Genomic DNA, 22,790 nt, shown 5'->3' on the forward strand with positions numbered 1-22,790 from the left:
TTTATTGGTTGGGGCTGCATAAAATTATAAACAACTCGCTATTTTTTCGCTTAATTCTGCAATAAAGAACTTAAATTCTTTTTTATGTTTTTTTATAAGAGATTGAGGAGCTATCGCTTTGTAATCACCTCCGATATGAACTTCATCATCTGGATTTTCAACTATTCTTTTCAAATGTTGAGTTAGATGTCCTATATTGGATATCACGTTTATCCGCTCTAAACTTTCTTTCATGGCAGGATATTCTTGTTAGTTCGTCAGGAAGGCAATCGTCAGGTGAGACGTAACATTGACCATTACAATCTTGACATGGTTATCGCCTTGGGCTATCGTGTGCAATCTCAGGTTGCAACCCGTTTTCGCCGTTGGGCGACTCAACGGCTTCATGAATATATCCAAAAGAGATTTGCTATGGATGATGAGCGGTTGAAGAAGGGGGTAATCGTTACTTCCGTGAGTTGCTGCAACGTATCAGGGATATTCGTAGTAGTGAACGTAACTTCTGTCAACAAGTTGCGGACATATATGCTTTTTCAACCCGCAATCCCGAGCGATACGTTGCAGCGTGCGGTTCATGTTGTCGCAGACCGATGGCACGGGAAAGACGAGGTTGTTTTTCGATGTGGGACGGTAGTTTTCGATCAGTTGTTGGGCGATGGGCAGCAGTTTGATATGGAACGGCGTTCCGGTTTTCTGACGGTGCGCGATGATTCAGCTGTCCCCGTCGAACGAGGTTTTAATATGATCGAAGGTCAGTTTCTTCATATCTGAATAAGACAAACCGGTGAAACAACAGAATACGAAAATATCTCGCACGTTTCCCAACCGCAGATTCGGCATCGGCTTGGCGATCAGCATCTCGATCTCTTTTTTCGTTAGATGTTCTTTCGGCGGTGGCGCAACTTCTTTCAGTTTATAGTTCTTAAAGGGATTCTTCTCGATCCATTCGTTACGCAGGCAATAGAGTATGAAATTTCGCAGGCAATCCAGAATGTTGATGGCACCGTTGTGGTGGCAACGGTGGGCGGTCTGCAAAAAGGTATTGAATCCGTCGAGATAGCCATAGGTCACCTCTGTCAACCGAATATCTTCTTTCTTGTACTCCAAACGTGTATATTCATGGAGGTAGCGGCAAAGACGATAATACTTGTTGGAGGTCAACTGCGTGATTCGTACGCCGACCTCTTTTTGTCGCTTCTCGCAATAAAGCATCAGCTCGGCCAGCAACATACGAACCTGCTTGCCGGGACTTTTCAGCCGCTCTTTGATTTCGATGGCATTACCCTCGAACCCTTCGGCTTGCAAGGTACGGTAGATCTCGATGACTTTCGCTCGGAAATCGTCGATGTAGGCATTTACTTCATAGGAGAGTCTGTCTCGCCCTGTCGCTCGTCCTTTGGCGGGATCCCACTTATCGACCGCCGTACGACATTGGGTATAAATCTCTTTGGCGATCCCATTGACCGAGATTCTCGCCATGATCGGCGCCGTCCCGTTCTTCATCACACGATCGCGACGCAGGAAGAACGAAACGAAGAAAGTTTTTCTGTTCAGCATTTTCAATCTGTTTTTTGTGAATCAAATACGATTGAAAAGCTCGGAAAGTTTTGTGCAAATAAGCGTTATTCAGCGTATTACGCTCATTCAAATCTACCGATAAACATTCAAATCTGCCATGTACACACTTTGGTAGATGGAGAGCGTGCCTTTTTCGGAACTACCCTGCTTCGGTAAAGATTGCGATCTCTTAATATAAGGTGTTGATAAACAGGTTAAAATACTCTTGTTTGCGGCGAACAGTCCAAAAAAAGTCCTCTTTCGAGGACTGAAAAGTGCGGATAAAGGTGCTTCCGTACGAATGTAAGCCCGATGTATATCAACGAATTGCGACGGTTTTTCGGCTTCCGTCCCCGCATCGCCTACTGTCATTTTGCACGGTCTTGCGCCCGCCTGCCCGTTCGCCTGCGCGGCCGCCGTATCTCCTTGCATGACAGTACAAAGATAGCGATTTCGGGCGAGAAATCCAAATGCCGGAAAATTTTGAGATGCAGGCGGATTTTTCTATATTTGTTCGTATGGACAGAGGGGAGATCATCATTTACCGGACGGCCGACGGCGAGACCCGTCTGGAAGTCCGCATGGAGAGCGACAGCGTATGGTTGACGCAGGCGCAGATTGCGCGATTGTTCGGAGTCGACAGAACGGTTATTGTCAGACATGTCAACAACATTTATAAGTCGTGCGAATTGGAGCGGGAAGCAACATGTGCAAAAATTGCACATGTTCAGCATGAGGGGCTACGGCAAGTGCGGCGTATGATTCCATATTATAACCTCGATATGATTTTGTCGATAGGTTATCGTGTCAACTCCAAAAACGCCACGCAGTTCCGCATCTGGGCGAACAAGGTGCTGAAAGAGTACCTTATAAAGGGGTATGCCGTCAATAACCAAGCGAAAGCCGAGCAGTTGGAGGAGTTGAAAAAGACCGTCCGCCTGCTCTCCCATGTCTTGGCTGCGAAGGAGGTTACGAAATCCGAGGCGGTCGGGCTGCTGCGCGTGATTACGGACTACACCTACGGCCTCGATACGCTCGACCGCTACGATTATCAGCAGTTGGAGGTATCGGCCACTACGTCTGAGGAGCCGTTCCGCGCGACCTATGAGAATGCGATGGCGGCGTTGCAGGTGTTGCGCGACAAGTTCGGCGGCAGCGCCCTGTTCGCCCGCGAGAAGGACGAGTCGTTCAAGAGCACGATGGGCGCGATTTACCAGACCTTCGGCGGCCGCGACCTCTACCCGAGCGTCGAGGAGAAAGCGGCCAACCTGCTCTACCTGACGGTCAAGAACCACTCGTTCAGCGACGGCAACAAACGCATCGCGGCGTTCCTGTTCCTCTGGTTCTTGGAGAACAACCGCATCCTCTACCGTCCCGACGGCTCGCGTCTCTTGGATAACAACACGTTGGTGGCCCTGACGCTGATGATCGCAGAGAGCCGCACCGAGGAGAAGGACGTGATGACGAAGGTGGTGGTGAATCTGATCAATAAGAATAATTAGAAGGATTTTGTATCTTTACATAAAATTGTTGCATAATGGCAACCATGAACACGGCCGATATCGGCTTTGAGAGGGAAATATGGAAGGCCGCGGACAAGATGCGCGGCAATATCGACGCATCGGAGTACAAGTCCGTTGTGTTGGGGCTTATTTTCCTGAAATATATTTCCGATAAGTTCGAAACGAAATACCGGCAGCTTGTCGCCGAGGGCGAAGGATTCGAGGAGGACAAGGACGAATATACGGCCGAAAATATCTTCTATGTCCCGACCGAAGCCCGCTGGGAGCGGATTGCGGCCGAGGCGCACACGCCCGAAATAGGCCAGGTGATAGACAATGCGATGCGGGCGATCGAGAAGGAGAATAAGCGATTGAAAGATATTCTCCCGAAGAATTTCGCTCGTCCCGAACTCGACAAGCGCCGGTTGGGCGATGTGGTTGATCTGTTCACGAATATCCGGATGCACGAACATGGCGACTCGAAAGATATTCTGGGACGCGCCTATGAGTATTGTCTTTCGAAATTTGCCGAGGCGGAAGGGAAACTCGCCGGCGAATTCTATACGCCCGCCTGTATTGTCAAAACGCTCCTTATGCTTCTACCATAAAAGTCTTAATAAATCGAGCGAGCGTATTTCTATCCACTTTACAAATTTTAGCGATTTTGCGTTGTGAAACTTCAGCTTTCAATAGTTCTTGTATGAGAATCCTCTTATCGTGGAGTTTGTACTTCTCTGGAGCACTTTTTTCCCTTTAGGACGTCCTAATATTACCCCTTCTATTTTCTTTCGTGCTAAGGCTTCTTTTGTTCGTTGGCTAATAAGGTTACGTTCAATCTCTGCTGACAGTCCAAAAGCAAAAGCCAACACTTTACTTTGAATGTCCTCTCCTAACTTATAGTTGTCTTTGATAGTCCAAACCCTACATTCCTTGCTCATGCAAATATTCAGAATTTCCATTATCATAAAGAGATTACGACCCAATCTGGACAATTCAGCGCAGATAATCAAATCATCTTTCTGTACCTTATTGAGCAATTTTCCGAGTTCACGTTTGTTATAGGCTTTTGTTCCACTAATGGTTTCCTCTATCCAACCATCAATTTTTATGTTTTGATTGTCGCAGAAATTCTTGATTTCAAAACGTTGGTTTTCTACTGTCTGCTTATCACTGCTTACTCTAATGTATCCGTATATCATATGTCTAATTATAAATGTTTATAGATATATAATATGGATAGTTTTTCTATAGAAACCTAAGAGAGCGTTGATTTTACATTTAATTCTTTGCCATTTCGTTTTTAATGAACTTTCAATTTCCATTAGTCGTAAAGACCGTGAAAAATGTTTAGCCCCCACACTCTTACATCAGAAACCGGATAGTTCAATGGGCTTTTGAGCCCCCGCATTCGTAATGATGGCTCACGATGTAGTGATGTTGTTTAATTAAAGTTTCAGACTATGACCTACGTTGGAATCGATGTCAGCAAGGCGACCTTTGTTGTCGCTTATTCGTCCGCCAAGACCGGCAGGACAAAAACATTCAAGAACCACGGTTAAGGGTGTCCATGAGTTCATCCAAACCATTTCAGTAGCAGAGCACCATTGAGTATTAGAAGCCACAGGCAATTACAGTGCGTTGCTCGTCTATCTGCTTTCCGAAGCAGGGATAACCGTCAGCCTTGAGAATCCGCTGAAGATAAAGAACTTCGCCCGTGCCATGCTCTCCGTCACCAAGACGGACGAGATAGATGCCCGTCTGATAGCCCTGTACGGGGAGAGGATGCAGCCGGATCCTTATAAGCTCCGCAGTGACTCAATCCTCGTACTGAAGCAGAAACGAACGGTACTACGCCAGCTAAAGAAGCAACTTGTGGCAACACGCAACCTTAAAGGCTCGATGGAGTTCTTTCTTCTTTTGACCCTGAATGCAAGAAAACCATCGAAAAGACGATTGCTTTCCTCGAGAAGCAAATCAAGGCAATGGAAGAGAATATCACTTCCTTGGCGTAAGGCGAGTACAGGAAACAGATGGACTTGCTCACCTCCATCAAAGGCATCGGTGTTACACTGGCAGCCGCGCTTATCGTGGCCACAGGCGGGTTCACCTATTTTGATAATGCCAAGCAACTGACCCGTTATCTGGGCCTGTCACCTATTTACCAACAGTTCGGTACGTCAGTCAATGTCAAAGGTCACATCAACCAGAACGGGGATTCAAACCTCAGAAGCCAGCTCTATGTGGCGGCTTTCTCGTCACTCAGGTGTAATGCCGAGTGCAAGGCTTGTTTCGACCGTTTGCGGTCTAACGGCAAGCCAGGCAAGGTGGCGGTCGTTGCTGTCGCCAACAAACTTATAAGGCAAGCCTTCGCTGTGGTCACGCAAGGAAAACCGTATGTCGATGGGTTCAAGTCCGAGAAACCGTAAATACTCATCTGCGGAGGGAACGCCATGCGGCAACCTTAGATTTGCAGCATCAAAATATTTATCTTTGAATTGATATTGAAAGGAAAGCAAAAGGAAAACCATCAGCGGCAATAGAAGTCAAGTCTAAGTCCCTATTCGGTCCTTTTGCTCCTTCCTTGAACTCAAACCCATATAAGAATTTCAGTAAACCTGTTTAAGATTATTAGGTCAAGTTCAGGTCCTTTCTTTTTTGTTTAATGTTCAAAAACAAAAGTATGAAAGTTTTTTATTTAGGAGTTGATGTGAGTAAGAAAAAATTGGATTTATGTTTAAGGAGTAACGGTAAGGACATCCTTTATGATGTTATTCCTAATGATCTATCCTCTATTAAATCTTGGTTAACAAGAACGTTTGAGAAATTTTTCCTCTCTGAGGACAGTTTGGTTGTCTGTGCGGAACATACAGGGCAATATACCTATCCTTTGGTCTGTGCAACAAAAAGTATAGGAGTCTACTTATGTTTGGAAGATGCAGCTAAAATAAAATATTGTCATGGAATACCTCGTGGCAAAAATGATAAAATAGATGCCTGCCGAATAGCAATGTATGCAGAAAGATATAATGATTGCCTACAACCGTATACCGCATCAGAGCTTATAATACAAAAACTCAAAAACTTATCAACAGAACGCAGTATGCTTGTTGCAGATAGGGCTAAATATCAATCCCAGCTAAAAGATCAGGTAGACTATATGGAACACTCAATATATATTGCTAAATGCAATAGAGTTGAAGGGATTATCAATACATTTACGGATTACATAGCACAAATAGACCTTGAAATAAAAGAACTTATAAATCAAGCACCTGTCATTGCTCATCAAATGGATTTACTCATGTCTGTGGATGGAGTTGGGGAACGTGTTGCACTGAAGATGATCATGGAAACAGATGCTTTCACTTCTTTTACTGATCCCAGGAAGTTTTGCTGTCATGCAGGAGTTGTTCCGTTCGTCTATGTGTCAGGAAGTAGCCAACGTTCTAAAAATAGAGTATCTAATAGGGCTGACAAAAGCATCAAGCATTTGCTACATATGGCGGCACTATCTGTTTCACAAGTGAAAAATAGTCCATTGAAGAAATATTATGACAGAAAGGTCGAAGAGGGAAAAAATAAGATGTCGGTTCTGAATGCAGTTAGAGCGAAATTAGTTACGATTATGTTCGCTGTAATTAGGGCGGATGCTTTTTTTTCGAGAAATTATCAAAATTCGCTTGCGTAATCCATAAGAATAGGGGCTGAGCAGTCAGCCCCGACGAGCTTTCCATGCACGACAACTGCATAAATATACTAATTATCGTTAACCATATTCAGTTTTCTTATTATAGTCCATTTTTCTTTCCATTTTAAATAGCTTCCTGTCAGAAACTCAAATTATTGAAATACAGTTCAAAATACTTTCCAAAGGCACTTCCGGCTGGGTGTCGTGGTTTCCGACTCCCCCTCCGGAGCTGTTTGAAGAAGGAGTTCAATATATTTTTTACCGTTTCTCCGTTATCGCCTTTTTACTTTCCGACCGGTGATGAAAAGTCCTTGTGGGCGCCACCTCTTTCCGGTCCCCGGAAATGCGGTTCAAATATGAACCTTTAGCAGCAACGTATATCCGGCATCTTCTTCCCGTCGATATGATACGGATTTGGGGGTTCCTTTCAATGCTGTCCATAACCATAACTTCTGATTTATACATTAATTCCATGTGATAACCGGGTGTTTGGTCAGGCGGACGTTCCCGGTGGCGGATTGTCGTCCTACGCCGCAAAGAAAAAAAGAGTAAATGTATGAGGGAATACCTTGTCAGTTATAGTCATATATAGACATAAATAGTCAATGCCGGCAAAAGATATGACAAATGGCAGTCCGGCGAGAGCCCGGGATTCTTCCCGATATTGCCGGGATTGTGTGTAAAAGTACGACAATCCGTTGATAGCAGTATGAAAAGAGAAAAAAATGATTGAGGAAGGAGGTCGTGAAACCAGCCTCCGGAAAACAGGATACGGCGGAGATCAGATACCGTGAAAAAAGAAAAAAATCCCCACCGGAGATGAATGAACCGGCAGGGAACGTAACAATAAAGGAACGGGCCTCTCAACCCTTGATGTAACCGTACTTTTTCAGGTCGTCCATGAAATGCTCCGGCGTGTCGGTCCTCACCGTCACCCCGTGCAGTTCCCTGTACCGCCCGGAGAAATTCATCATGTACTCCTTATCGGTGCACCCGCTGTCAAACCAGCTGCCCTCACGCAGGAGGCGTACAAACTCGGAAGGGCCGGAGGCGGCAATCCTGCCGCCATCCGCCAAAATATACATATGCCTGTTCATGCCGATAATTTTTTAGTTCTCAGTTTATAATATAGTTTCTGTTCACCATCCAGGAAGGGGATGTCCTGGAGCGCGGTGCCCGCAGGCACCTGTCCCCTTGTGGCAAAGGTAACCAATTTGTGGAGAAACAGCACCCAATTTCGCATTTTTGTGAAGCTGGTCGTTCCCGAATGCTGCCGGAACTCGACCGTCTTGTGCCGTGAGTAGGCCTCAAGGTTCACCTTGTGGTAACGGTCACCGATCCTTCCTTTCAGCTCGTCCACCGTCCGGGCGGAACGTATCATCCCGTCAGAGACATGGCCCAGCCCACGGCAATAGTAGTTGTCCCTGCGGGATGCAGGCATGAACCTGTCGATGACCGGTTCCAGGTGTTTGTAGCTCAGGGCCAGGTTGCGCCAGGTCTCCATGCTGAAACCGGCGGCATCGATATGCACGTGAAGCCCGCAGCTCCCGTTCACCTTCACATCACACAGCTCAAGCACCCAGCAGACCTTCTCCAGTTCACGTAACCCGGCTTCGCCGACAAGGATCGGACTGACCAGCTCGAAGGTGTCATTCCCGTTCAGACTACTGTCTGTCACGAGTTTCCAATGCGGACGGGTGGTATGGTTGTAACCTTCCACCACAACCTCGATACCGGACTCCCTGAGCTCGCGTGCGAGCCGTTCGCGGGAACAGTTGTAAGCCTCGATCTCGATACCGAACTTGCGGTTGAAAGTGTAATCCGGTGCGGCTGCCAACGGTTGGATGTTCGGACCGCACTCACATTCACTCATACGGCGCAGGGCGTTCACTACAAAGCCGTAGTTTCCGTTGGTCACCATTCGTGCGATTTCCGCACGGGGAACACCCAGAAGATACAGTTGCCGGATCTTGCTCGTCTTTGTCGTTTCTTGTGCTAAAATGCTTCTGATTTGCTCGTTCATAATTTATTACCTCCTTTATTATTACACTACTAAGGTAATGCTTTTACAGGAGATATCGTAATTATAAGATCCTTATTATCACGCCATTAGCTTACTTTATCTTAGGCTAAAAGTCCTTATTTAAGGTGTCTATACCCTGACATCCGCTACCGGTCGGTATCGGGTTCCTCCAGGCCGATGGTACGGCATATCTCCTCCACCAGTTCAGGAAGGCCGGAGCCTTTCTCCTGATGGGGATCGGGTGGAAACAGCGTGGAACGGAAGACACCCTTGCAGACAGGGTCCGCCTCCCTGTTGTAGCGGAGGGTGTTCGGAATGTGTGAGGACAGCAGCCGCAGCCCCATCTTGTCGATGACCCGGTTCCAGGCGTCATACAGGTCCTTCCGCCCCCTCCTGTCCACCATGTTCCAGAACAGCCAGGTCCCTTTCAGGTTGCAGTTCTTCCTGGCGACCAGCTCCTCTTCCAGAGCCTTGGTAAACTGCAGGGAACTCTGCATGACGATGTTGTCCGCCTTGAGCGGGACGAAAATGTAGTCCATCGCGGCAACAGTATAGACCACCCCCTCGCTGCGGAGCGTTCCGGGAAGGTCGAAAAGCACGATATCGAAAGTTTCCCCCTTTTCGTCCATATAACGATGCAGGTCCTCCACCGCCTTTTCCGGATCGCTTTTGATGACCGGATAGGCAGGCTTCCGGATTCTCTCGTGCTGCCGGTAAAGGCTCACCTTCAGGTCGTCATTTTTCATGACACTCTCCATGTCCCTCTCACGCATCAGGGCGATGCTGTGCTGCGGGTAGTCACAGTCCACAACCGCCACACGCAGGCCTTTGCGGTAATGCAGCACACTGGCCAGCAGTACCGTAAAGACGGATTTTCCCACGCCACCCTTCTGGCTGGCGACGGCAACCAACAACTCTTTTTCTTTTTTCATCATACTTCTTGCATTAAATGTTAAACACTATTATGACCGGTCGGGCAGGGACTCTTCCAGAATCATCTCCACCGTTTCCCTGTATTCTTCCAGATGCCGCGATACAAGGTGGTTGATGAACCCCTCCAGCGTGACCGTTCCATTTCTCGAGGCTCCCGCCAGGATGGACAGTTTCCGGTGCAGGGCGGCAGGAATATGCAGTGACCGGCGCTGCACGCCCGCAATGCCATGCAGGTATTCCTCCCCATAGACGGACGGCTGCATGGGGCCGCTTTTCCTTGCGGGACGCATTATGTCGTTACCGGACGTTCCACGTCCCTTCCGGGGACAGGCAGGTGCTTCCCCCATGATCTCACGGATGCGGTCCGCGTCCATCCCGCCGGGACCCATCCGGTCTTTTACGTTCTTTCCTGTCATGATATATCTTCTTGGACAATGACAACATTTTATCGGCGGGCCGGTTCTCCCGGCTGCCCGTCCTCATCCCAGGGACGGTAGACCTCACCGAGCAGGGCGGCGATATCCTCCCTATGTTCCTCCATATGGAGCTCCAGCAGCCGGATGATAAACCCGGAGATGCTGCCGCAACCGGCGGCCCTGACCAGCATGGCGATCCGGCGGTGCAGCCTCCCGTCAATATACGCGGTCTTCCACTCCACAGACTTGGGAGCGGGAACCAGAAACCTCCTCTTGTATTCTTCCGGGGCTGTCACTTTCCCTGCACGGACCTGCCTTTCATGACCCGGCATATCCACCGCCGGTTCCGGGGATGGGGAAACGGGAGCTGACAGAAGGTTTCCCGTGAGTCCGACCCTCTCGAGAACGATATCGGAAAGCCGGTTCTTTTCCTTTTCTGAATCCATTGTCTTAAAATCTTAAATTATTAAATTACACAACTGGCATTGTTTCGGAATACAAAATAAAAAAAGAAGAGGACAGGACGGAACGGAACCACCTGTCACTTATAGTCATCCAAAGTCGGGGATTGTCATGATACACATGACGGGGGGACGAACATATGGTTCCATCCGGATGGTTCTTCCCATGCAGGAGTGACGTCAGAATCCTGCTGTCCGTAGCGGCGTGGAAAAGCGGCGGGATTCCGTTCCTTGTCCACCGCCCCTTTCAAATCCTTATGGGCAGGTGTGGGAGCATGCATCCGTCCTGATACGGATTCTTGAATTATCGGTCTGTGGAAGTGTAAAAATATCAATCCGTTAATGGAGACAAGGAAGAAAAAACATAAGGCGTACACGGCTACATGCACGTTCTCCATTTGCAGAAGTGTAGAAGTGACAATCCATTAATGGAGACAATGAAGGAAAACCATAAGGCATACACGGTTACATGCCCATTCTCCATTTGCAGAAGTGTAGAAGTAACAATCCGTCAAAGGAGACAGTGAAGGAAAGCCATAAAGCATATACGGTTCACTGCCCATTCTCCATTTGTAGAAGTGTAAAAGTAACAATCCGTCAAAGGAGACAGTGAAGGAAAGCCATAAGGCATATACGATTCACTGCCCATTCTCCATTTGTAGAAGTGTAAAAGTAGCAATCCATCAAAGGAGACAGTGAAGGAAAGCCATAAGGCATATACGGTTCACTGCCCATTCTCCATTTGTAGAAGTGTAAAAGTAGCAATCCATCAAAGGAGACAATGAGGGAAAACCATAAGGCATACACGGCTACCTGTCATTCTCCATTTGCAGAAGTGTAGAAGTAACAATCCGTCAAAGGAGACAATGAAGGAAAACCATAAGGCATACACGGTTACATGCTCATTCTTCATTTGCAGATGTGTAGAAGTAGCAATCCATCAATGGAGACAAGGAAAAGAAACCATAAGACATACACGGTTACATGCCCATTCTTCATTTGCAGATGTGTATAAGTAGCAATCCGTTAATGGAGACAATGAAGGAAAGCCATAAGGCATATACGGTTCACAGCCCATTCTCCTTTTGTAGATGTGTAAAAGTAACAATCCATTAATGGAGACAATGAAGAAAAACAATAAGGTGTATACGGCTACCTGCCATTCTCCATTTGCAGAAGTGTAAAAATAACAATCCATTAATGGAGAATAGGGTATGGAAAGGGCAGATTTCCAGTACATACGTCTCCCTTATTCCTGAATTATGGGCGTAAGTCACATGATTCAGGAGAGACAGCCACCTTTTTATGGGGAGAGCAGCCGGCAAATGCCTGATGGAAATGACCCGAAAATCACAGGAGAATAGCCGTACAATGGGCTGATACACAATTCCTATTGGAGAATGTTGTCCCCATTAGGGGACAGCAAGTTGTGTTTTCGTTTAACGAAAACAGGACGGTTTAACGGAGAATACACCGATAAACCGTTACTTATTTCAAGCTCCAGCGTCGCTTTTTACATATCTAACTATAATTCATTTGAAATCACAAAACAGATTGAACCGAATGTGGTTAGTTTGTCTGTTTATTTCATGTCCGAATCATTAGTATGCTATGTTGCAAAGTTCGTATTCATTATGAAAAAATCCGCTTACGAGAACAAGATATTCAGGTAATTTGCCATCCTTTCCCCAAAGAAGTTCGATGTTAAAAAGTTCAGAAAGCGTTTTGGCTATGTCAAATCCGAAGGCTTCGAGTGACGGACGCACTTTTTCCGGGTGTCGGCATGGTGTGCCGCAGTTACGCGTACACTCGTTATCTGAGCAGTGAAGACATTTACCTATATAGGCAAATGAACGCCCTCCATATTTCCGTTCCATATCCAATAATTCGCTCTCGATTCGTATCCGTTCCGGTAAAATGAGTTTTTGTGTATATTCAATCGGAATATCTTTGTCTTCAGGGATTATCTTCGTTGCCATAAGATGTGCATACTTGTATTGTCGGAGAAACGATTCCGTATCAAAATCAAATGGAGGACACCCCCAACTTTTACCGTAATTGGTACATTGTTTGCAAAGTTCAAGAAAATGTGGTTCGTCACGGAATTCGGCGATATATCCTTCAACAGTGATGTCTGAAGTAAAATTTTCTACAGTGTATATACTCATTGTTTCAAAATCATTGTACCGCATAAGGAGTCGAAACGGATGTTTTCATTTTGGAAAAGTCTGTCAATGTATCCGCTTTTCTGCATTTCAGACGCGGTCAAGCAACTTAAATTCGGGGTATCTAACAATGCTATCGAATCGCACATGGACAACGCGATGTCAAGTTCATGTGTCGAGAACATGATACATTTTTTCTCGTCGTGGACAAGCCTACGAAGCAACGCCACAAGTTCGTAGCGATTAGGCATGTCAAGAAAGGAAGTCGGTTCATCAAGGAGAATGATAGGAGTATCCTGTGCCAATGCACGAGCAATCATCACACGCTGGCATTCGCCATCCGACATTTTATCCATCGTGCGGTTTGCATAAGCCTCCATTCCCACCGAAATGAGCGATTGCATGACTATCTCCTTATCTGTTTCTTGCATCCTACCTATCCAGTTGGTATAAGGAGCACGGCCTATGGCTACGACATCCTTGCACCGCAGGTTGGCGATGCGCGTGCGCTCGGTCGTGACGACAGCCAGCGTTTTTGCCATATCTTCGGTTTTCATGCAGGCGATGTCGTGCCCGTCGAGAATGATTTTTCCGGAATAACACCGGTTCAGACCGGCTATGGCGCGGAGCAACGTCGATTTTCCTGTCCCGTTTCTTCCGATAAGGGCTGTCAGTTGACCTTTTTTTATCGTGGCATTTACCTCGTGGAGCAACGAGTTTTCTTTGTAACCTATGGAAAAATGCTGTAATTCTATCATGCGGTGATGGATTTGTTGCGTAAAACCACCCATACGACGATTGGGATTCCCAATAGAGCTGTAATGGCGTTGATCGGCAAGGTGAATATTTTAGAAATGATGTCGCAAAGAAGCAATATCGATGCTCCCGAAAGAATTGTTCCGGGCAGAAGGACATGATGATCGCTATTTTGGAAAAGCATTCTTGTGACATGAGGCATAGCGAGACCTATGAAACCTATCGGACCGCAAAAAGCGGTTATCGTTCCGGCGAGCAGCGTTGTCGAGAGAAACAACAGGCTGCGTGAACGCCGAATATTCAGTCCCATTGTTACGGCATATTCCTCTCCGAACAGCAGGAGGTTAAGCGGTTTGATGGTCAGTACCGCCAACAGCAGTCCGGCAAACACCGATGGAACAAGAATCAGAAGTTGTCCGGAGGTGACGTCACCCAAAGCCCCCATCGTCCAAATGACAAAGGCTTTCAGCGATTCCTCTTTGCTGAGGTACTGCAATATCTACACGACAGCACCTACGCCCGATGAGAACATCATGCCCAGAATCAGGATTACCATGATGTCTTTTATTCGCTGTCCGACGGCAGTTATCACGAGCAACACGACAGCCGCACCCACCCACGCTGCTCCGGCAATGCCTATTGATGAACCGATCCCGGCAAGTACCACAAGTGCCACACCGAGACTTGCACCGGAACTGATGCCAAGGACATAGGGACCGGCAAGAGGATTACGGAAGAGGGTCTGCATCTGAAGACCGCTGACCGATAAGGCAGCCCCGGCCAACAGTGCCACTATAGCTTTTATGAGGCGTATGTTGAGTACGATTTTTTCCGTGGCACGGGAACAATTTCCCCCGGTCAGTGCTGCCCATACATCGCGGATCGGAATGTTGACAGCTCCCACGGCCAAGTCCAGTAAAAAAAGACCGACCGTGAGCGTAATCAATATGGAGAATAATATAGTCGAACGGGAACGCATCTATTTCAGTTGCTTGTAATACACACACTCTTCCTGCACCAGTTCAGGATGGAATATCTTCACGAGGTCGCGGAGCACGATGTCAGGATTCACGACGGCAGACTCGTAATAGTCGTTACCCCCGGCTGTGTTGGTACGGGCGTTGTTGTTATACACCTCTCCATTTTTGAAACATCGGGTATCGGTGAATTTCGGACATGATGCCTTCAAGTCGTCAAGGGAGTTCGCCATTCCCACGTTCAGCCACATGTCCGCATCCGACGCGAGCAGATATGCTTCTTCTAAGTCAATGGGGATAGAAGCGTTTCCCGTGTTCTTCTGGTAGATATAGCGGCCTCCCGCATCAGTAATCAAGCGGGCTACATAACTTTGGGTTGAAGGCATGAACCACGAGTCGCCATAGGGAACATTAAGCATAACCGAAGGAGTGCCGAGGGTACTGTCGGCCACTTTCTTTTTCAAGGCGTTGTATCTGACCGGGATTGCGGCAAAGGCTTTTTCACCCTTCTCACGTTTTCCTGTGACTTCTGAAAGCACTACCATCCATTCGGCCTTGCCGAGAGGCGACTCTTCAAGATAATCGCCGACATACATGAACGGTATGTCGAGTTCTTCGAGTTTGCTTTCCATTGCGCTTGCGCCGTTCACCCCATAGAGCAGAACGAGGTCGGGATCGAGCGAGAGCAGCAACTCGTAGTTGATGTTCCCTTCATAGCCGACATCGCCAATACTGTCGCGGCGGGCTTGGATGTCTGGGTTGGAAATGTAGTCGATTCCCGAAACGCCGGTTATACACCGGACTTCACCGATTGCGTCAAGCATGGCGATATGAGTGGAAGACATCGCCACGATGCGTTTGGCGTCTCCTTTGAGTACCTGTCCTGCAAACCCTTCGGGAACCTCTTCACCGTTGCGGACGATAAACAGCCATGTGGTTACACTGTCCGCTCCCTGCCAGGGATTCCTGACGGTTATCAGTACGCTTTCCTTCCCGCCCGCCCCTTTGATGTCGAAGCCGGAGGCATATTCGGGAGCATAAAGCAGCAGGTTGAAATCATTGATTTTTGAGCTTTTGTTGTGGGCAGCCTGTAAATGCCAGAGAAAGCAACAAAATCAGGCTTAAATTCTTTAATGCGTTCATATTGATGCAGATTATCGTTTACTATTTTTGTTTTTTCCGAACTTGGGTGTTATGCCGATGAATATCTCGAAATTGATGCCCGGCATGGGACGGGACAATACGGAAAGGTATTCTTCATCGAACAGGTTGTTGATGCTGCCCTTTAGCGACAGATCGGCCCATCGGAAAGAGAGCTGTTTTTCCAGTGTCACGTTATTCATGAAGTAAGGGGGCAGATAGCCCGTCAGGGTATAGTCATTACTCGACATGGTATAACGCTGGCTGTAATAACACCATTTGTAAAGCAGGCTCCATGTCCGCCATGACAGACGTCCGGTCACCGTTGCGGAAAACTCCGGCACGTATGGCAACTGTTTGCCGACGGATTGGTCTGCCGGACTCATCGGTTCGCTCTCGTTGATCGAGGGAGTCCACGAGAAAGTTCCGTTCATATCCAGTTTCCAGTCCTTTCCGAGCATTATATCAAGGTGGGCGTTGGTCTCTGCCCCGTAAGCATGTACCTTTTTGAGGTTTCTGGGGGAGAAGAATCCCTTGGTTGTGGGTAGCCAGATGATCCAGTCGTCGATGTGCGAATCGAACCAGTTGATACCACCGCTCAAAGCATATACATTTTCTTTCCCCACCGAGAACGACAACCCCACGTCGTATGTGAAGCCGTGCTCGCTTTTCAGGTCGGGATTACCGCCCGGCAGAAAATAGAGGTCGTTCAGCGTGGGAAAACGGTAGTTCCGGGAGATGGATGCTTTCGCCACGATATTGCCTTTTTTCGACAGTACCCCGTCGATGAAGAAAGCCGGGATAACCGGGGCCCATTCCGTACCGAACATATCCTCGCGAAGGACAAGCGAGGCGGCAAAACGATCGACAGGCCGCCATTTCGCAGAAACGGAACCGGAAAACTCGACACGTCCCTTGTCATACCCGACAACAGCCTTGTTACCTTCCTGCGAGATGATATTTTTGTCCGCGCTTTCCACCAAATGCTGGTGTACGGAAACACCGGCCGTGAACAGCCATTTCTCTGAAGGAGCATAATCCCCGTCCGCACTTCCGTAGAACGTGTTAATCTTACTGCGTGAGCGGGTCATCGAAGCCATTTCGCCGTTTCCCTTGTCCCGCTTGTAATCATAGGCCATCCATGTGTGTATATAGCCGCCTTTTACACCGACCTTCCATTTCTCCCGCACGCGATCCCACGAGAGGACGCCGCGAAACGTCTGCTCCCTTTGGCGGTTCTCGAAGTCCATGTCGTTCCCGTAATCCGTGCTGAGCATCGCCAGTTCCCGGTTGGAATTGATATACCAGGCGTTTAGCCCGAACTTGTCGCCTTCGCCCGTGTTATAATAAATTTCCTGCAAGACGTGCAGATCCTTATAAGCCCCGCTGCGGTTGCGTTCCGTCGGGTAATAGGAACCGATGATGTTCTTGTCCTCGTCATAGATGTTTTCCTTCTTGTCCCGGTTTCGGTATTTGTAGTCGTTGGGGGAAGAGGAATACACCACACGGGTGGAGGACTGCCAGTGTTTGTCACCGTAGGTCAGGCGGAGAAACTCGTCGAACGTGCTGAACGACCCCACTCCCTGCACGTACTGCAACCCGAACCCTTCATGGTTGGCCGGAGAAGTGGAGAGCCTGACCAGACCACCCAAGCCGCCGCCCGTTTCGTTTACCGATGACGTTCCGTGCAGCAGCGAGGCATCATCGATAAAGTAAGAAGGGATGGTGGAAAAATCCGTCATGCCCAGCATCGGGTTGTTAATGCGCATACCATTCCACGTCACTTGGGTATGCGAGGGAGAGGTACCCCGGAAAGCCACGGTGGATAACGTGGCGCGTCCGTAGTTCTTGACAAAAACGGATGAGTTGAATGTCAGCACATCGGCCATAGACAAGGCGATGTTCTCTTTCATGGCGATGGAATCGAAACGGGTTCGTTGCACGCCTATATCCTTCATAGGTCGTTTGCCCACCACCGTAACCTCCGGAATACGTAGTACCCTTTTGGTAATGCTGACGGAATTTTTCTGCTGGGCGGCAAGCAGAAAGGGCAGGCTTACCCCCACGAACAATAGAATAAGATGTCTTTTCATTTTTGTCCTCCTTCCTCGTTATTTCCAGCAGAAAGCTCCCGGAATGATTCCCACGTAAAATTCATCGATCAGCTTGCCTTGCGGCGAATAGCGATACACGATACCTTGTTGCTGGTAATCAATAGCGTCGGCCACATATACCTCCCCGTTGTTGGGATTGACCGTAAGGCCGTAGTATTTGGTGTCCCGAAACTCCAGAAAAGGCCGGACGGGAACACGGTCGGCTTCCACCGGCATTCGCCAAATATCGTTGTTGATCCAGTAAAGTATATCCCGTGTACCGTTGAGCTGGACTTCCGAAGGCCAGTCGCCCAGCTTAAACTTGAACTGTTTCTCTACGGTGAAAGTCTCGGCGTCTATACGATAGAGAGACGGTGCCTCGTAACCGTATGGGCTGCCCTCGTAACCGCCATCCGTGATGGTCCACATCTTGTTGTATTTGTCCATGACCAGCGAAGTAGGTTGTATGCCGATGGTCAGTTCGTCCACGACCTTGTCCGTCTCCGTGTCGATTTTCAGGATGCGGTTCTGGTACGACCAGCAGTTCACATAGACGTACTTGCCGTATTGTACCATTTGTTCGGTGGAACCCGATTCCATGTCCATGTCTGGACATTCGATATAGCCGGTAATCTCGTATGTCTTGGGGTTGATGATGAAGATACGGTAGTCCCATATCTGCGTCACATAGGCTTTCTCATCCGACAGAAAATGGATATACCGGGGTGAGGTGAAACCTGTGATACGGCCCACTTCCTTGAAAGTATTGATGTCGATGGCGAAAATCACATGCGAGTTGTTCACCACGATCCAGCCTATACCGTCCCGGATAACCATAGACTGGGCCACATCGCCCAACTTGAACCCGTTGGCACGGTAAAACACTTCATTCTCCACTTCGCACGTGGCGGGATCGTAGTAGGAAAGCGTGGCATTGCTGTACTGGAAATTCCCCTCGTTGGTAATGAAAAGACCAGAGGCCGATACAGAGAAATCTTCCATCTCTCCGTAATCCCATTTCATGCAACTGCCGAAAACTGGCAGGCAGAAAAGAAAAAGGCAAATCCGTTGTATTGTTCTGCTCATTGTCATTCGGATAAAAAAGAGTACCCGAATCATTACGGGTACTCTGGTTAAGGTATAAGGTTTAATCCTGCTGCGTATATTGTTTGTCCTTCATATTTTGGAAGGTTGGGTTATACCCACATTTCGTCACGCTCCAACTTTCCCCCGTAATCATTCCGTTTTCTATAAACTTGCCGAAGAAAGTGTAGTCGGTAAATTTCGTCAAGCCGTCAAAAACAACCCCATGCAAGGTCTCCAACTTCTCCATGGAAAGTGTTTCCTGAGAAAGAGAAGTCGCACTTTTTATCTGTAGCGTACCATCTATAGTCTGTAATTTATCACAAGTAATGCCTGTTGCTTTATTAACGAACAACCCTTCACCTCCTACGTGAAGCAATTCCGGAATATCCAGCGATTTACTTTGTAAAGATATTGCTAACGAACCCTCTCCCTCTTTATAATATACAGGAGAAGCTGAACAACAAACTTTGGATAGTAAGGGCAAGTTACAACTGGTAAAATTTCCAGATAAATAGAACTGTCCTCCCACTTCTTTCAAGACTGGCATTGTGATTGAAGCAAACATGGGTATTTGGATATATCCATATCCATCTATGATTTCCAAGTCGGGAAATTTGGCATTGCTTCGCATTTGGCCTGTCACATTTAGATTTCCATATACATGTTGAATTGTCGATATGGTATAATCGATATTGTTGGTGGTTGGCTTACAAGTGAAGTCTTTGATATTCTTGAACGTGATTTCAGGGAACTTATTATTCGTGAGACTGGTGATGACAAAATTTACATTTGACAAATCTTCGGCTGTTTCAATTTTGGAGAGCTGCACCTTGTTTATAATTTCAATCTGGGGCGCTGTTTCTCCGAAGGTTTCAAATCGGGCGTTCGGCAACAGCAGTGTTCCGCTCACATCTTCAAGATAATCCAGCGTGATGCTTCCAAGTGTGGTGATCTTGCTCCAGTCGGGAAGTTGTTTGAGTGCCGTGAAATTCTTTATCTTTATCTGTCCCTTTATCGTTGTCAGTTTGTCCATTCCACCGAAAGCCTGAAGCACGTCATTTCGTTGGGGAACAAAACTACCGGTAGGAGGAGCTTCCATATTGGCTTCCATAATAATACTTCCGTTTACTGTTTCGATTTCCGGAAGGTTGATGGTTTCCAACATCACGGGGACGGTATGGAAATCAAGGCCACCGGTCTCTTTCAGCTTAAGGAAGCTCATGGAAGTCAGCTTGGCAAGATTGTTTACGGACAAGCCCCCTCCGACACTTGTCAGTTCCGGTATTTCCAAAGACGCAATCGAACCGGCTGCTGTGTTCTCTTCATTGAGTCCTTGAAGATTCAGATCCTGACCTACAGTAGTCAGAACCGGAAACTCAAAACTCTGTAACGACGACGCATTGAACATCACGCTTCCTTCAATAGTTGCCAGTTTCTCGAATAGGACATACGTCACTTGGTCGTTATATACCGATATGTCTCCGGAGAGTGTTTCCAATGCTTTCATGGAAATCATGTGAAGTTCCGTAGCTTTCGAGGCGACATCGGCCGAACCTACCTGCAAACCTCCGGCCGAAACGATATTTTCCAACCCTGTCAAGTCTGCACCGTTGTAACTGTTACGAATGACAATGTTGCCAGTAACCTCTTTCAAAGATGCCAATGCTGATATGTCAGTGATTTTTTCTGCCTCTTCCGCATCAGAGCCGATAATCAGGTTCCCTTTGACAACGGTTGTTTTGGTTGCGGCAAAAGAAGCTACCTCCTCGGTGGTCTTCAACTCCACATCTCCGTCAGATTCTATTTCGCTTTTCACCACTTTATAGGCATATTCGCGGGCATCTCCGTTATAGGATGTCACCCGGAAGGTTCGTTCGTTATCCCAGTCCGTTACCGTTTCAGGATCAGGTATGATTGTTGCAGAAGTTGTGTACTTGAATTCCACTTCGGCATTGTTCAGCGATACCGTATAGGGAACGGTTATTGTTACTGTATTGTCCGCAATGTCGGCCGTGTACGATTTCCCGTCCACGGTCATTACAACTGACGTGATGAAATTCTCATCTGCATCTTCAGGTATAATTTCATCGTTTTTGTCACACGCACCCAAAAAGAACAAGGATAGGAGCATGGGAAGAAAATAATTTTTCATACTTGCAATTTTTATTATTTGGTTAAATCCTCAAAAGAAAATACTTCCGTTGAAACTTCGCCCAGCCAGCCGCTTTTGGCCAAGACACCGCATTGTACTTTGATAAAGTCAATATATTGCAGATTGGCTTCCGTTCCATCGGCATGGATGGCATTGGAAATTTTGAAACCGTTCCTTTGACCGCTTCCATCCACCGTACTGCCGCCTTCTATCTGGTCGTTTCCGAAATTATCCACGTACCCCCAGTCATAACTCTGATTATCCCAATAACCGGTTTGTGAATCTTGGGTGTTGCGGGCGGCCAGACAAGTGCCTGTCAGGGTGTAACTGTTTTCCGAAATCCAAGCCGGATAATAATAGTCCTGCGTATGATAAGCGGACAGATAGTCTACCCAACCGTTTCTACCATCGGAACTGATCCATTGGACATCCATTTTTTTGCCTTCCGGACGGTAATAAGTCACTTCAAAGTTCTGTATTGTTTCTTCCTTGCCTGCTTCAGATCCTTTCAGTTCGTACCACTCGTCATCCGGCAATCCGTTTCCGTTTATATCTTGCATGACCCATACGATACCCGGTTCGGAACTGCCGTCAAAGGCGTTCCCCTGAACACAGAAATCATATTGGTTACCCGAATTGGGAATACTGTGGTCGAAGCCGACGATGATATAACCCCCGAAAGAACCTAAAGAGACGTGCAGTTTGTCTTTCAAACGCTGTGTTGCCCATGCGACAGCCGCTTCAGGGGATGTTTCGTTGCCGGTCATACCACCTATCGTGCTCGTCTCGTTGATAAATTGGCCGGGAGCTGGGGTATATTCATAGACTTTATTCCAGAGCTTGGAACTTCCCGAAGCCCGGAAGCCGTCTTGTTCCTTTTTGTCCACACAAACGACTTTTACGGTGGCAGTGACAGCCGTTTTCCCTTTGTCGATATTCCTGCTTATTTTTTCCGTCGGTGTGTCTTCCGACACAGTACAGGAGACGGTGTATTCTCCGGGTGCGGACGGCGTGAACTTGAACATGCGTTTCACTTCTCCTTCCATGACCTGACCGTCTACACTCCACTCAAAACGGGGATTGTCGAAATACTCCAACAACGGACGCAGGAAAACAGGGCGGTCGGCAAAAGTGTACCTGTCCGTGGATGTTTGCTGGTAAGACGGGGTCGGGAATTTGACAACGTAGGGCATCGTTTCCACGACCTCTACGCTTACGTCTTTCGTTGTTGTCCCATCTATATTGGAAGCGTTGATTGTCACCGTATAAACACCGAGTTCTTTTTCATTGAAAGTATAAGTATTCTCGGTGGAAACGATTTTTCCTTCCCGTACCCATTCGATTTTGAACCCTTCGACATCCGAATGCTGAATATCGGGAGTAAATGTGTAATCGGTATTCCGGACGACTTTTAGCCCCTGCGAAGGTAGTGCCAGTGAGATGACCGGAGGGGTGAGTTCTTTCACTTCTACTTTCAGTTCCTCTTCGGCATAGCCTTCCGCATTGTCTACTCTTAGTTTGACATAAAAATCCCCGCATTCATTCCATGTACGTTGAAGAGACGGACCCGAAGAAACCAGCGTACCGTCTATCGTCCAAGCAAAAAGAGCATCTTCAACATTCTGGTATGTCGGGGCGATAGTCAATTCGTGATCGACCTTGACCGTGTAAATACCGGTCTCGCTGTCAAGTTCTATTATAGGTTGTCCTCCTACTTCTTCGGTAATGACTTCATCCTTGTTGCAGGAGGTGAACAGCATACAGGCAGAAATAATAAAATAGTAAAAACGATGCATGATGTGTGGATTTTAGAAAAATAACAGTGATACCCCCGACAGAAG

15 protein-coding genes and 6 pseudogenes are annotated in these 22,790 nt (G+C 47.4%); 5 read left to right on the forward strand and 16 right to left on the reverse strand.

Annotation, left to right across the window (positions count from 1 at the left end; genetic code table 11):
* Positions 1-24: 24 nt before the first annotated feature.
* Positions 25-234 (reverse strand): hypothetical protein, encoded by a 210-nt coding sequence (locus ALIPUT_RS08975; protein ID WP_004329580.1) that lies wholly within the window; start codon positions 232-234, stop codon positions 25-27.
* Positions 235-243: 9 nt separating this feature from the next.
* Between ALIPUT_RS08975 and rhuM the strand changes: the two are divergent.
* Positions 244-539: pseudogene (gene rhuM, locus ALIPUT_RS12470) on the forward strand (RhuM family protein); the annotation flags it as partial.
* Between the two features lie 172 nt (positions 540-711).
* On the opposite strand, the gene ALIPUT_RS08980 reads toward rhuM, so the two are convergent.
* A complete protein-coding gene (locus ALIPUT_RS08980; RefSeq protein ID WP_004329581.1) occupies positions 712-1,557 on the reverse strand; it encodes a site-specific integrase in 846 nt (281 codons plus the stop codon).
* Positions 1,558-2,075: 518 nt separating this feature from the next.
* On the opposite strand from ALIPUT_RS08980, the gene ALIPUT_RS08990 reads away from it, so the two are divergent.
* Complete coding sequence (locus ALIPUT_RS08990) at positions 2,076-3,059, forward strand: virulence RhuM family protein/type II toxin-antitoxin system death-on-curing family toxin (RefSeq protein WP_040293857.1); 984 nt, start codon at positions 2,076-2,078, stop codon at positions 3,057-3,059.
* A 35-nt stretch (positions 3,060-3,094) separates the two neighbouring features.
* Positions 3,095-3,661 (forward strand): annotated as a pseudogene (locus tag ALIPUT_RS08995) (type I restriction-modification system subunit M N-terminal domain-containing protein); the annotation flags it as partial.
* Here the strand turns inward: ALIPUT_RS08995 and ALIPUT_RS09000 are convergent.
* Positions 3,651-4,258 (reverse strand): annotated as a pseudogene (locus tag ALIPUT_RS09000) (master DNA invertase Mpi family serine-type recombinase). The pseudogenes ALIPUT_RS08995 and ALIPUT_RS09000 sit on opposite strands and share 11 nt — an antisense overlap.
* Before the next feature lie 261 nt (positions 4,259-4,519).
* Here ALIPUT_RS09000 and ALIPUT_RS12815 point away from each other — a divergent pair.
* Together ALIPUT_RS12815 and ALIPUT_RS09010 are read left to right on the forward strand one after the other, a co-directional pair.
* A pseudogene (locus tag ALIPUT_RS12815) lies at positions 4,520-5,485 on the forward strand (IS110 family RNA-guided transposase).
* 254 nt (positions 5,486-5,739) lie between these two features.
* On the forward strand, positions 5,740-6,747 hold the full coding sequence (locus tag ALIPUT_RS09010; RefSeq protein ID WP_022459586.1) for an IS110 family RNA-guided transposase: 1,008 nt from the start codon (positions 5,740-5,742) through the stop codon (positions 6,745-6,747).
* A gap of 863 nt (positions 6,748-7,610) precedes the next feature.
* On the opposite strand, the gene ALIPUT_RS13045 is transcribed toward ALIPUT_RS09010, so the two are convergent.
* The 13 genes and pseudogenes from ALIPUT_RS13045 to ALIPUT_RS09075 all read right to left on the reverse strand — a co-directional run bounded on the left by ALIPUT_RS13045 (position 7,611) and on the right by ALIPUT_RS09075 (position 22,745).
* Positions 7,611-7,844, reverse strand: coding sequence for a hypothetical protein (locus ALIPUT_RS13045; RefSeq protein WP_004329589.1), 234 nt, complete (start codon positions 7,842-7,844; stop codon positions 7,611-7,613).
* The gene (locus ALIPUT_RS09020) at positions 7,841-8,770 is read right to left on the reverse strand and encodes an amidoligase family protein (RefSeq protein WP_004329590.1); all 930 of its coding nucleotides are present in this window, start codon (positions 8,768-8,770) and stop codon (positions 7,841-7,843) included. Before ALIPUT_RS09020 ends, ALIPUT_RS13045 begins: the two co-directional genes overlap by 4 nt.
* A 146-nt stretch (positions 8,771-8,916) precedes the next feature.
* Complete coding sequence (locus ALIPUT_RS09025; RefSeq protein WP_004329591.1) at positions 8,917-9,705, reverse strand: ParA family protein; 789 nt, start codon at positions 9,703-9,705, stop codon at positions 8,917-8,919.
* A 27-nt stretch (positions 9,706-9,732) separates the two neighbouring features.
* Entirely contained in the window at positions 9,733-10,119 is a 387-nt protein-coding gene (locus ALIPUT_RS09030; protein WP_004329592.1) for a DUF3408 domain-containing protein, read from the reverse strand.
* A 29-nt stretch (positions 10,120-10,148) separates the two neighbouring features.
* Positions 10,149-10,565: a DUF3408 domain-containing protein gene (locus ALIPUT_RS09035; protein WP_004329593.1), complete on the reverse strand. Its 417-nt coding sequence runs from the start codon at positions 10,563-10,565 to the stop codon at positions 10,149-10,151.
* A 1,616-nt stretch (positions 10,566-12,181) separates the two neighbouring features.
* The gene (locus tag ALIPUT_RS09040) at positions 12,182-12,748 is read right to left on the reverse strand and encodes a DUF2284 domain-containing protein (protein WP_004289236.1); all 567 of its coding nucleotides are present in this window, start codon (positions 12,746-12,748) and stop codon (positions 12,182-12,184) included.
* Positions 12,745-13,503 carry an ABC transporter ATP-binding protein gene (locus ALIPUT_RS09045; protein ID WP_004289235.1) on the reverse strand — a complete coding sequence of 253 codons (759 nt, stop codon included), beginning with the start codon at positions 13,501-13,503 and terminating at the stop codon, positions 12,745-12,747. Before ALIPUT_RS09045 ends, ALIPUT_RS09040 begins: the two co-directional genes overlap by 4 nt.
* A pseudogene (locus tag ALIPUT_RS09050) lies at positions 13,500-14,480 on the reverse strand (iron chelate uptake ABC transporter family permease subunit). The gene ALIPUT_RS09045 and the pseudogene ALIPUT_RS09050 overlap by 4 nt, the downstream one beginning before the upstream one ends.
* Positions 14,481-15,621: pseudogene (locus tag ALIPUT_RS09055) on the reverse strand (ABC transporter substrate-binding protein).
* An 11-nt stretch (positions 15,622-15,632) separates the two neighbouring features.
* The gene (locus ALIPUT_RS09060; protein ID WP_004311295.1) at positions 15,633-17,711 is read right to left on the reverse strand and encodes a TonB-dependent receptor plug domain-containing protein; all 2,079 of its coding nucleotides are present in this window, start codon (positions 17,709-17,711) and stop codon (positions 15,633-15,635) included.
* 18 nt (positions 17,712-17,729) lie between these two features.
* Positions 17,730-18,830 carry a YncE family protein gene (locus ALIPUT_RS09065; RefSeq protein WP_117508587.1) on the reverse strand — a complete coding sequence of 367 codons (1,101 nt, stop codon included), beginning with the start codon at positions 18,828-18,830 and terminating at the stop codon, positions 17,730-17,732.
* A gap of 28 nt (positions 18,831-18,858) precedes the next feature.
* A complete protein-coding gene (locus tag ALIPUT_RS09070; RefSeq protein ID WP_004329602.1) occupies positions 18,859-20,949 on the reverse strand; it encodes a receptor L domain-containing protein in 2,091 nt (696 codons plus the stop codon).
* Between the two features lie 14 nt (positions 20,950-20,963).
* Positions 20,964-22,745, reverse strand: coding sequence for a PKD-like domain-containing protein (locus tag ALIPUT_RS09075; protein ID WP_040293764.1), 1,782 nt, complete (start codon positions 22,743-22,745; stop codon positions 20,964-20,966).
* Positions 22,746-22,790 lie beyond the last annotated feature (45 nt).

This window comes from Alistipes putredinis DSM 17216 (assembly GCF_000154465.1).
In the GTDB taxonomy this organism is placed as follows: domain Bacteria; phylum Bacteroidota; class Bacteroidia; order Bacteroidales; family Rikenellaceae; genus Alistipes; species Alistipes putredinis.